Consider the following 11,955-nt stretch of genomic DNA (forward strand, 5'->3'; position numbering starts at 1 on the left):
TCCTTGACGCCGTTGTCCGGTAAAAGGACCGGGCAAAAGCTCCCAAACGACCTGCTGCGGTTTATGAGACCTGACAACGACGGACTGCCTCGCAAGCCGAAGTCCCGATCCTTCTCTGGCGTCGGGATAAAACTAAAGCGGGCGCCGGAAGCTGACGATCCGACCTTCGCCGTCGAAGGATCGGCGGACCTGGCTTCCGGCTTCCCATGCAAAGTCGACGCAGCAGCTGAGCGTTGACCCCGGGACGGATGAGGTTGGACAGGGAAGTTGAATGCTGACCGCAGGCACCTGTATCGACGAGTCGTCGATAGGTCCCGGGTGATGCGGCAGAGAAAGAGCGGACACTGTCCTGCGGGCGAACCGCCAGATGGGCGCCGCACCGCAAACCGCCGATCGGACCGGAACTCCACAGGGGGACACGTCCGGGGAGCGCCGGAAGAGCCGGTCGCGGCTGGTTGGAGGCACGTACAATGAGTCGTATTATGACCAATGTGTCGTCTCTGGTGGCGGCACGAATTCTGGACAGCAACAACAAGATGCTGAATACCTCTCTGGAGAGGCTCAGCACGGGCTACCGCATCAACCGCGGAAAGGACGATCCTGCGGGCTTGATTGCATCCGAGACCCTGCGAGGCGAAATCGCGGCCATTAAAGCCGCCATGGACAACACCGAGCGCGCGGACATGGTTATCTCCGTGGCCGAAGGTGGTCTGCAGGAGATCAGCAACCTGCTCGTCGAGCTCGAAAGCCTCGTCGACACCACCGCCAACGAGGCGGCCCTCGGATCGGCCGAGGTCGAGGCCAATCAGCTCCAGATCGACTCGATTCTCGACACCATCAACAGAATCGCAACCTCGACCGAGTTCCAGGGCAAGAAACTGCTCAACGGAACCCTGGACTACACAACGTCGGGCGTCACCATCGGGCCGTCCGGCGGCTCGGCGATCGCAGCCCTGCAGATCAATAGCGCCCGGATCCCGCCGGGCGGCTACAGGACGGTAACCGTCCAGGTCACAACCTCCGCGCAGACCGCCCGCGTCTATGCCAGCGGCTCAGCCGTTGCGGCCGGTGGTGTTACCCTGCAGGTCAGCGGCAAGTACGGCGTCGAGCAGTTCAGCTTCGGCTCCGGTACGAGCTTCTCTGAGGTCGCCAACGCCATCAACCAGTCGAAGGCCCTCACCGGCGTCTCGGCCAGCTTCAGCGCTACCGGCGGCGGAACCCTGATGTTCAACAGCACGGATTACGGTTCCGAGGCGTTCGTAACCGTCCAGACCATCCAGGGCACCACCCTCGCGGTCAGCGGCGGCGACAGCACCTACGGCGACCACGGTGTCGACGTCGGATTGACCATCAACGGCGCCCAGGCCGTTACCAAGGGTCTCGACGCGTCGCTGCACACCACCGTGCTCGACCTTGACCTTACTCTCGACGCGGGCTTTGCTCAGCAAACGGTTCTCAGCAAGACGTTCTACATCAACGGTGGTGGTGCTGATTTCAGCATCGCTCCGACCCTCGGGTTGAACGCCACCGCCAGTCTGGGCATCCAGAACGTGGCAACGGGCAATCTGGGCAAGGGAGGCCTTGGTTACCTGTCCAGCCTTGGCAGAGGTCAGGACAACGACATGGCATCGGGCAACTTCGCGGTCGCTCAGCGAATCATCCGACAGGCCAACGAGCAGATCTCCAGCCTGAGAGGCCGTCTGGGTGCGTTCTCGAAGAACACCCTGACGTCGGCATACAACGCCCTGGCCGTCGCTCTGGAAAACACCTCGGCGGCCGAGAGCGCCATTCGCGATACGGACTTCGCGAGAGAAACCAGCGAATTGACGAGAGCCCAGATTCTGGTCAATGCGGCAACCTCCACGTTGCAGCTCGCAAACGCGCAGCCGCGAAACGTGCTGGCTCTGCTCGGCGGTTGATCAGACCATGGACCGGTGATATGAGCCGGCTCCGACGGGCAAGCCTGTCCGCTAACTGAACTCAAACGGGACCAAATAGCGGTCGAACGCGACGAGAGTCGCGCTCGGCCGCTTTCTATTGGCCGAGCCGGGACTGCCGCCGAAAAATATCGGACCTTCAAACAACCGACCGCTTGTCCCTCTGACGTCCGATATCCGCTTGCAGGCTTCCGGTTCTGAAATAATCCTCCGTTAACGCGGGCCAATAACTAAAGGATGCACCCGTTCCCTGTCGAAATGCCGATTGTCCCCATCGGACCCGTTCTTCAGGACGGAATCCAAGGAGGTGCGAAGGAGGAGTCGTCGGTTGCCGGCCAACGGGTCGGCAGCAGCCCGCCGCGGATGGCGGGAGGTCGATCGGGAGGATCGATCTGGACGATGCGGCTCTTGCCTTCGCGGCCGCAGGGCCGCCACGGCAGGCCTGCCCCAAAGGGAGGAATCCCTTGCGGACAGGTGGAGTCATCGCTGGGACACCACGTCCCGGCCTCGGAGCGCAAGGTCGCGCTCCCGGCGTAGCAGGCTTTCCTGGCCCGCTCGCGCGTCACGGAGGATGCCATGCGTATCAACACCAACGTCGCCGCCATCGCGACAACCAACCGCCTGATCAACAACCAGGACGACCTCAACATCCGCTTGGAGCGGCTCAGCACCGGGTTGAGGATCAATCGCGGAGCGGATGATCCTGCCGGGCTGATCGCTTCCGAGGTCCTTCGCAGCCAGATCAGGGGAATCAGCCAGGCCGTCGAGAACTCCCAGCGGGCTATGAATGTCATCAGCGTTGCTGAGGCGGCCCTTAACGAGGTATCGTCACTCATTCTCGACCTGCGCAGCCTCATCGTTCACGCCGCGAATGAAGGGGCGATCAGTCAGTCTGAAATCGAGGCCGATCAGCTCCAGATCGACTCAATTCTCGAAGCTATCGATCGAATCGCGAATACCACGACTTTTGCCGGCCGCAAGCTCATCGACGGCAGTCTCTCCTACACCGTCTCGGGTCTGCATACCTCCGCAATCGCCCGGGCGATGCTCTTCGGGGCCAGAGTGCCTGATTACGGCGCTACCCATGTCACTGTCTCCGTGATCCAGTCGGCGCAGACCGCGCAGTTGGTCTATGCCGGCAGCTCGATCGGTTACAACGTGACACTCGAGCTCCAGGGAACCCTTGGCACCGAAATCGTGGCCATTACCAGCGGCTCCAGCGTGGAGCAAATCGCCGCGAATATCAACGCCAGCACCGTTGTCACCGGAGTCTCCGCAACCGTCAGCGGGACGGGCGCTAACGCGCGGCTTCTGCTCAATAGCGTCGAGTTTGGCGAAAGAGCCTTTGTGTCGGTCCAGCCCCTGGAGGGCAATTTCATCGTGGCCGAAGGTGCCAGGATTCAGGACAACGGCCAGGACGCCGGTGTGCTCATCAACGGGCAAGTGGCTGCGTTCGATGCCTTGACCGGCCTGCTCCGGGCCAATGGCCTTGACATGGAAATCGAGCTGACCGTGGCGGGTGCGACGACGATTGCCAGCACGGATTTCTACATCACCGGCGGCGGAGCAACCTTCCAGATCGGACCGGATGTCAATCCCGGAGGCCAGATTTCCATTGGTATCCCGTCCATCGGTACCGCTCACCTGGGCGATGTCCAGAATGGCTTCCTCAACACGATTCGCGGGGCCGGTCGGAACTCGATCGTCGGCGGTCACTGCGCCGAGGCCGAAAGGGTGGTCACCAAGGCCCTCAATCAGATTGCCGTCTTACGCGGTCGACTCGGATCGCTCCAACGCAATCAGATCGAAACCAACATGAACAGCCAACGGGTGGCCCTTGAGAACGTTATGGCGTCGGAGTCGGCCATTCGTGATGCCGATATCGCAACCGAGGTTGCCAATCTGACCCGTGCCCAGATCCTGGTGCAGAGTACCTCCACGGTCTTGGGTATCGCCAACCAGTTGCCTAGAAACGTGCTCTCTTTGCTGCAGGGCTAGGGCCCCTGCGGTGGGTGAGCATGCCCCAATTACGTACTGTCCGATAATCTTCAGTCCGGCAGGTCGAACCGGCTGGTTCTGATCCTGAGAAGCCGTCGTATCTCCACCGCTTAACGGTGAAGATCCTTCTATCGCAACACCGATGAATACGTAGACCAGTAGTAGTCTGCGCGCAAACGACGGAGGTCGCCTGATGGGTACGATTTCAACAGGGGTGGGGCTGGTTTCCGGACTGAATATCCAGGATATTGTCAGCCAGCTCATCGAGATCGAGAGCCGCCCGATCAAACGCCTCGAGCAGCGCGTCACGGACACCCAGGCACGGCAGACCGCCTACACCGAGCTCAGCGCCTTGCTGCTCGGAGCCAAGGGCCTGATCCACACTTTTGTGTTGCCTTCGGCCTTCAAGGTCAAGAGCGCCACCAGCTCCAACGAAAGCGTCTTGACGGCCACCGCCAAGACAACGGCAAGCACGGGCAGATACAGCTTCCTCGTCAAGTCGCTGGCAACCTCCCATCAGGTCGTGTCCTCCGGGTTTGCTGATCCCGACCGGACCCCTGTCGGAGCCGGGACCCTCATTTTTGCCCCCTCCCAGGCGCGAGTGGATCCCAAGACGGCCGTTTCCACGCTGAACGGTTTCAACGGGATCCGGCGGGGGATGGTCCGGATTACGGATCGAAGCGGGGCTTCGGCCGACGTTGACCTCCGAGCGCCGACCAGTGTCGCCGACATCCTCAATGCGATCAATTCCCAGACCGGAATCAGCGTCAAGGCCGAGGTGGATGGAGGCCGAATCGTCATCACCGACACGACGGGCCTGTCTTCGGGAAATCTCGTCATCTCCGATCTGTCAGGCGGCGGCGCGGCAAGCGATATGGGTATCGCCGGCACCTTCTCCTCCGGCCGGGCCGTCGGGAAGGACATGTTGTGGATGACCGCCACGACGCGCCTGACGGCCCTCAACGATGGTCTGGGAGTCCGGTCAAACGGCCTGCTTTCGGACCTGCGGTTCGAGCTGAAGGGCGGCGAGGTGTTTGAGGCCACTCTATCCGAAAACCTCCGCTTCACCATGAACCTGGCAATGCTCAATTCCGGCCTCGGCGTGCGCGCCGACGAAACCGGTCAGCGAGTCATCCGCATCACGAACCGGGCGGGCGCCGGCGCCGAGATTGATCTTTCGTCGGCTCAAACCTTGCAGGATGTGAGTAACGCGATCACGAATGCCGGGCTGTCGCTCGGCGTTTCCATATCCGGCAACAAACTGGTTATCACCGACAGGTCCGGAGGTACCGACCGCAACCTGCGGATCGAGGATGTCAAAGGTTACGCCGCCGCTGATCTCGGCATCACCGCGGACACCGCCGAGAGTGGGGTAACCGGTCGCGGAATCTATCGGATCGAGACGATTGGCGACGTGCTCCGTGCCATTCAGTACGCCGAGGGCAACAATGGCTACGTCACCGCTGCCCTATCGGCAGACGGCAAGGGAATCACCATCACCGACAACACCACGGGTCTTAACGACACGCTGGTTTCAGCGGTCAACGGATCGCTTGCGGCTTACGATCTGGGGTTGCTCGACTCGCGATCCGCGACCGAGCGGTCTTTCAGCGGCAGCACCTTCACCGGTAGCGATCTCCTGGGCGGCCTGAACACCGTCATGCTCAAGTCGCTCAAGGGAGGTGCGGGCGTGCGGGTCGGCCTGGTCGAATTCACGAGGGCAAGCGGAGAAGTGTTTTCCCTGGACTTCACAAGTGCCAAAACCCTCGCGGACGTGATCAACATCATCAACGCCGATGGCCGTTTGCACGCCGAGGTGGGCGTGAATGGGACCGAGATCGCGATCACCGACACGAGCGGTGCCACTGGGCCGATGTCTGCCGCCGGTTCTCTTGCCGAAGATCTGGGCCTGACGGATCGGGGCGGAGTGCTCGTCAGCGGCAACCTGAATCGCCAGTTCATTTCCGAAAACACTCTGCTGGCCTCACTACGCAACGGTAAGGGGATTCGTTACGGCCAGATCCGGTTGAGCGACAGCAGAGGCAATTCCGCCACGATCACCCTGAACGAGGATGTCCACCGGACGGTGGGCGACGTGCTGCGGGAAATCAATCGGTTGTTCGTCGGCGTCGAGGCCGGCATCAATGAGGATGGTGACGGTATCAAACTGGTGGATACCGCCGGGGGCACGCTGACCATGAGTGTAAGCGACGTGGCAGGGGGGGGCGCCGCCGCCGATCTGGGTATCAAGGGATCAGCCCAGAACGGCGAAATCACGTCCAGCTACCGTAGCAGAATCGAGGTGGACGCCGATGACACGCTGTACGACGTGGTCAGCAAGATCAACGATGCCAAAATCGGCGTTCAGGCGAACGTCATCAACGACGGATCCGCCTGGCAGCCTTATCGACTGACGCTCACCTCCCAAACCAGCGGGCTGGCAGGGCAAATGGCCCTCCATACCACGCCCGGCATGATGAAGCTGAATCTGCTCAGCGACGCCAGGGATGCGGTTGTCGTCGTCGGCGATCTGAACTCCTCCAGCGCAGTGGTGATGGCAAGCGGCAGCAACTCGATCAGCAATGCCATTCGCGGTGTCACGTTGAATCTGACCCAGACCAGCGACCTCCCCGTGACGGTCAACGTCCAAAACGATGTCGATACGGTTGTTGCGGGCATCAACGGCTTCGTCGAGGCTTTCAACCTCTTCGTGGATAAGGTCGCGGAGCTGACCAAGTTCGAAGCCGCCACCAATACGAGAGGCTTGCTGCTCGGTGATGGCACAACCATGCAGGTTCGCGATTCGCTCTACCGCGTCCTCTTGGCCAATGTCAACGATTCATCGCTCAAGTACACGAACGTGACCCAGGTGGGCTTGAAGCTGATGACCAAGAGCGGCGGAAAACTCCAGTTTGACGAAGAGAAGTTCCGACAGGCCTTCGAGGAAGACCCGGACGCCGTAAATGAGCTTTTCACTCGCATCGTCAAGAACAAGGAAGGAAAGTCTGTTCAGATCGGCATCGCCGGCCAACTCGATAGCCTGCTGTCGCGGCTGACCAGTAGCGTCGACGGGACATTGACCCTCCGTAACAAGAGCCTCCAGGATGAAATCGATCAATATGTCAAGCGGCAGGAGGAGCTTCAGGAGCGGATAGATGCCAAGGAAGCTCAACTGTACGCCAAGTTCTATGCCATGGAGACGGCCTTGTCTTCGCTTCAAAGCCAGCAGAGCGCATTGGCCGGCCTTGCCGCGTTGGTCAACTCGACAAAGACAAAATGATGCAGGAGGCGAAAGGACACGCCCCGAACGCCCGCCGGCGCATATTCTCGGACCATGTTCTCTGACTCCATCGCTATTGTCCTTGCCGTCATGGCGAATGAGTTGGCGCCGGGAGCTTCCCGGAAAGTGGTGAACCGCGCCCCGCGCGTAACCGATAACATCACCAACGATGAGCCGGGAACCGAATCCATACCTCCGAGACGCCATCCTGACCGCCAGCCCCGAGCAGCTCCAGCTGATGCTCTATGACGGGGCCATCCGGTTCACCCGACAGGGCATCAAGGCCATCGAGGACAAGAACTGGGAACAGTGCTTCAATGCATTCAACCGGGCTCAGCAGATCATCCTGGAAATGCTGAACGCTCTCAATTACGACGTTGACCGCGAGCTGTGCAAGCGGATGGCCGGCATCTATAACTTCATCTATCGCAAGCTCATAGAGGCCTGCTCTAGCCGCGAGCTGCAAGCTGCCAACGACGCCCTGGGATTACTGGAGTTCCAGCGGGAAACCTGGGTGATGCTGATAGAAAGGCTCAAGCAGGAACGCTCCGGCGTGAACTCGTCACAAGCCGGCGACGCCCAGTCCTCCAAGGTCGGCGAACAGACGGCCGCTCCCAGTTATGGGACGCTGTGTCTCGAAGGGTGATCCTCGGCCTGCCTTGACCGTCTTGAACCCCATCCATATAGTCCCAAACGACTTTTCTTGCATAGGCGGCCGTCGCCTGCCCGATGTCTTCTTGTGACGCCCGGAATGGGACGGCTGTTCAGGTGCTGGGACAGACGATCCTGGCCTTGGCCGTCCCGGAACCTTACGGCCAGGGATGTGGGCCGCTTGCGCTCATGTTTCCGGATCGTACCGCGCTATCTTTGCGGCCCGCAAAAAGGCGGTCCGCCTTGGGCAGGAGGCTTCATGATGGCGAAAGAAAACCCTGGGCCCCTTGGCGATGGGCTTCTGACAGGCTGCTTCTCGGAAAAGGCAGTGACAAAGGCTGCGCATGACCGACGGAAATCGCCTCCCCGGCTCACGCACTTCGTCGAACGCGTGAAGGCGGTTTCAGGTTCGCTGTTCTTTCTGATTGCCTGGACCATGCTCCAGTTGACACCGGCCCCCGCGCAGAATGTCGCGACAACGACGCAAGCCGAACCGCCTTCCGGGGCATTGGCCGGTTTGGCTGGAATATCGGAAGTGAAGCCGGGGATGTCAACCAAGGAGCTGATCGAGCTGGCTCGCCAATTGGCCCAATCCCACAGATGGGACGATGCGGAAAAGATACTCACCGAGGTGATCAGGCAGGAACCCCGCAATCTCTCGGCATACCAGTCGGCGGCTCAGATGTACGAGATTCGGGCGTCGGTCGTTCGGGCGGATGCTTCTCTCCCGGATGCGGCCGAGAAGAGCAACACGCTTATCGACCAGGCCGTCAAGACCTACACGGAATACGCCGGCCCGCTGGCATTGGAGATGGGGGACGTTGCCACGGCAGAGGAGATCTACAGGACCGTACTGCGATACGAGCGGCACAGGTACAATCCGCGGGCGCTGCTCGGAATCGCACGTGTCCTCCGGGCAAAGGGTAGCCCCGAGGCCATCGATCGCTACAAGACATACGTCAATCCTCGCATCTGCATGGACGGAGCTAAGGACCCGCAGGCTCACCTGGAATTGGGTAGGCTCCTTTATGAACGCAGATACTTGAATCAGGCCGTCAGCACGCTTGAAACGGCGAGATCGCTCGATCCTGAAAACCCTGAGATTCTCCTGGAACTCGCCCGAGCTTACCAGGAAACCGCGTTTCGCCCCAAGGCCTTGTCGGTGGCTCAGGAAGCGGTGAAGAAAAGCCCCGGCAACCCCGCCTATCGAAGCGTCCACGCGCAGATACTCCTTGCCCAGAGCGGGGTGCAACAAAAGGGAAACGCCATGTCCGACGAGGAGCGCCGGATGTTCAATGCCGCCCGGGCTGAAATCGAAGAAGCGGTCCGGCTGGCCCGTACCGGCCTCCAGGATGCACCGGCGGACATGACTCGCCTCGGGGTTCTCTCCGGGTGTTTGCAGGTTCAGCAGCAGATCCTGTCGATTGCGGCCGCCATCAACCCCGGGGATGTCCGTCTGGTGGTGGACTTGGCTCGGTGTCGCCAGGAACAGTCGGCAACCCAACATGCTCTTCAGCTTCACGGCGCCCTCAACGACTTGCTGCGTGCGCCACCGGCCGCCCGCGGAGATGCGTCCTACCTCGAGACGCTTGCCGATCTGCAGTTCCGCGTGCATCTGGTCACGGATGCTGAATTGACCTGCAAGGAACTGCTGACGTTGGATCCGAACAACGCTGTTGCCAAGCAGATTCTCGAAAAGGTCGCCGGGAGCAGCGGTATATCCCCCCCGGGACCGGGCGCCGCTCCTTCGAAATAGGCCATGAGACCTGCCTTTTCAACCTGCGGTTTCTTGTGTAAAATCACCATTTTGGCCCGGGGTGCCGGAGACGCCGATGGGTGATCGGCATATTTGCTCCCGGCGGTTGGTTCCAGCCTCTACAAGCGAAACCGCTGATTGTGATTCCGGGCGACCGGCGCGGCCCTGGGGAGACGGGGCATGCCGGCGGGGGGGCGAACGTCGCCGGGCTGTCGCCCCGAGCAAGGAAGGATGAGAGATATGTCCGATTTCAAGATCCAGCCGTCGCAGCGGTTGCTTCGGCTGCCGCCCTACCTCTTCGCGAAAATCAACGCCCTCAAACACAAGAAACGTCAGGAGGGCATCGATATTATTGACCTGGGGATGGGCAACCCCACCGACCCCACCCCCCAGCCCATTGTTGACAAGCTTTGCGAGGCGGCCCGCGATCCCCGCAACCAGCGATACAGTGTGTCCAAGGGTGTGCTCAACCTCCGCCGGGATGTCGCCCGCCACTACCACGAACGGTACGGAGTCCAGGTGGATCCCGAGACCGAGGTCGTGGCCTGCATCGGCAGCAAAGAGGGTATCAGTCATTTGCTCCTCGCCATGCTTGGACCCGGTGACACCGCTGTCGTCGGAGATCCCGCTTTCCCGATCCACGTCTACGGCGTGGCCTTGGCCGGCGCCAACGTGATCTCGGTCCCGTTGGGTAATGATGAAGCCTTCCTCGAACGGATTCGTTACGTGGTCCAGCATCTTTATCCGCGGCCCAAGCTCCTGATCCTCAACTATCCGCACAACCCCACCGCCATGACGGTCGACCCGCCGTTTTTCGACAAGGCGGTGGCGCTCGCCAGGGAATTCGGCGTCGCCGTTCTCCACGACTTTGCCTACGGCGAGACCTGCTTCGACGGATACAAAGCCCCGAGCTTCCTTGCGGCAGAGGGAGCCAAGGAAGTAGGCGTCGAATTCACTACCATGAGCAAACCCTACAATATGGCCGGTTGGCGCATCGGCTTTTGCGTCGGAAACCAGACCATGTGCGAGGCGCTCGGAACCATCAAGGGTTACTACGATTACGGCATCTTTCAGGCCGTTCAAATCGCTTCGATCATTGCCCTGCGGCATTGCCGCGAGTTTGTCGAAGAACAGGCTCAGGCATACCAGCGGCGGCGCGACGTTGTCCTTGAGTGGTGCGAGCGCCTCGGTTGGCAGGCGGAGAAATGCCGGGCGAGCATGTTCGTCTGGGCACGTGTCAAGGATGAACACTTGGCCGGCCGGTCATCGATTGATTTCGCCATGCGGATGATGGAGGAGGCCGAGGTGGCTCTGGCTCCGGGCCGGGCCTTCGGTGAGAACGGCGAGGGCTACGTTCGAATCGCCTTGGTGGAAAACGAGCAGCGCCTGCGGCAGGCAATGCGGCAGATCCACCGTGCAATCGGCAAAAAGCCGATCAAGGGTACACCGCTCCGAAAAAAGCGGCCTGCCAATCCCGGTCGGCAAACGCAAGCCCGGCAGCCCTCTGAAGTGAACATTCCCGACGAATAGGAGCCGCACGGGTCCGCGGTGTCGAATCGTGATAGCCATCGTTGACTACGGGATGGGCAACCTGCGCAGCGTCCAGAAGGCTCTCGAACGCGTGGGAGCCTCTGCCGCCATCGTGTCCGCCCCTTCCGACGTGCAGCGGGCGGACAAGATCATCGTCCCCGGCGTTGGGGCTTTCGGTGATGCGATAGCCAATCTTCGTCAGAGGGGCCTCGTCGAACCGCTCGTCAAGGCAGCCCGATCGGACCGACCGTTCCTGGGCATTTGTCTCGGGCTCCAGCTCCTTTTTGACGTCAGCTACGAGGAGGGCGAACACCAAGGCCTCGGCATCATCCCGGGGCGCGTGTTGCGTTTCGATTTTTCGGGGCGGCCCGAGGCCGCCGGCCTCAAGGTCCCGCACATGGGATGGAATCAGGTGGCCTGGACCGGGTCCTGTCCGTTGTTGGAGGGCCTCACAAGCCCCCAGTATTTTTACTTCGTCCACTCATACTACGTGTCGCCGGTTGATCGCTCCGTGGCCTGCGGCCTGTGCGACTATGGCGGTCCGTTCGCGGCGATGATTTGCCGCGGTAACCTCTACGCCACCCAGTTTCATCCCGAAAAGAGCCAGAAGGTAGGCCTGAGAATTCTTGAGAACTTCGCTCGCTTGTGAAGGGACTTGAGCGTATTTCCCCCGGGTTGCACAAGAATCCCCGCAGGCGCTCGCCCGCGTCGGCACCACAGTAGGGCCGACGCCCCCTTCGGCCCATCTCCGCTCGGCCCGGAATCCTTTCCGGGCCGCATCCCCCGCGGAATCCTTTCCGCAT

The 11,955-nt window shown here is 61.0% G+C and carries 7 protein-coding genes; all 7 read left to right on the forward strand.

Annotated features, from left to right (window positions below; genetic code table 11):
- Positions 1-470: 470 nt before the first annotated feature.
- The 7 genes from PLL20_08770 to hisH all read left to right on the forward strand — a co-directional run bounded on the left by PLL20_08770 (position 471) and on the right by hisH (position 11,801).
- Positions 471-1,919, forward strand: coding sequence for a flagellin (locus PLL20_08770; protein ID HPD30072.1), 1,449 nt, complete (start codon positions 471-473; stop codon positions 1,917-1,919).
- A 594-nt stretch (positions 1,920-2,513) separates the two neighbouring features.
- Positions 2,514-3,935: a flagellin gene (locus PLL20_08775; GenBank protein HPD30073.1), complete on the forward strand. Its 1,422-nt coding sequence runs from the start codon at positions 2,514-2,516 to the stop codon at positions 3,933-3,935.
- A 193-nt stretch (positions 3,936-4,128) separates the two neighbouring features.
- On the forward strand, positions 4,129-7,215 hold the full coding sequence (gene fliD, locus PLL20_08780; GenBank protein HPD30074.1) for a flagellar filament capping protein FliD: 3,087 nt from the start codon (positions 4,129-4,131) through the stop codon (positions 7,213-7,215).
- Between the two features lie 169 nt (positions 7,216-7,384).
- A complete protein-coding gene (gene fliS / locus PLL20_08785) occupies positions 7,385-7,861 on the forward strand; it encodes a flagellar export chaperone FliS (GenBank protein HPD30075.1) in 477 nt (158 codons plus the stop codon).
- Positions 7,862-8,125: 264 nt separating this feature from the next.
- Entirely contained in the window at positions 8,126-9,622 is a 1,497-nt protein-coding gene (locus tag PLL20_08790) for a tetratricopeptide repeat protein (GenBank protein HPD30076.1), read from the forward strand.
- Positions 9,623-9,862: 240 nt separating this feature from the next.
- Positions 9,863-11,152, forward strand: coding sequence for an aminotransferase class I/II-fold pyridoxal phosphate-dependent enzyme (locus PLL20_08795; GenBank protein HPD30077.1), 1,290 nt, complete (start codon positions 9,863-9,865; stop codon positions 11,150-11,152).
- 28 nt (positions 11,153-11,180) lie between these two features.
- Complete coding sequence (hisH, locus tag PLL20_08800; protein HPD30078.1) at positions 11,181-11,801, forward strand: imidazole glycerol phosphate synthase subunit HisH; 621 nt, start codon at positions 11,181-11,183, stop codon at positions 11,799-11,801.
- Positions 11,802-11,955 lie beyond the last annotated feature (154 nt).

This window comes from Phycisphaerae bacterium (assembly GCA_035384605.1).
GTDB lineage: Bacteria > Planctomycetota > Phycisphaerae > UBA1845 > PWPN01 > JAUCQB01.

Excerpts from the sequence above, each read along its gene's own strand:
- PLL20_08790 (HPD30076.1), top strand. The coding sequence starts at position 8,126 with ATGATGGCGAAAGAAAACCCTGGGCCCCTTGGCGATGGGCTTCTGACA.
- PLL20_08775 (HPD30073.1), top strand. The coding sequence starts at position 2,514 with ATGCGTATCAACACCAACGTCGCCGCCATCGCGACAACCAACCGCCTG.
- PLL20_08770 (HPD30072.1), top strand. The coding sequence starts at position 471 with ATGAGTCGTATTATGACCAATGTGTCGTCTCTGGTGGCGGCACGAATT.
- PLL20_08795 (HPD30077.1), top strand. The coding sequence starts at position 9,863 with ATGTCCGATTTCAAGATCCAGCCGTCGCAGCGGTTGCTTCGGCTGCCG.
- fliS (HPD30075.1), top strand. The coding sequence starts at position 7,385 with ATGAGCCGGGAACCGAATCCATACCTCCGAGACGCCATCCTGACCGCC.
- fliD (HPD30074.1), top strand. The coding sequence starts at position 4,129 with ATGGGTACGATTTCAACAGGGGTGGGGCTGGTTTCCGGACTGAATATC.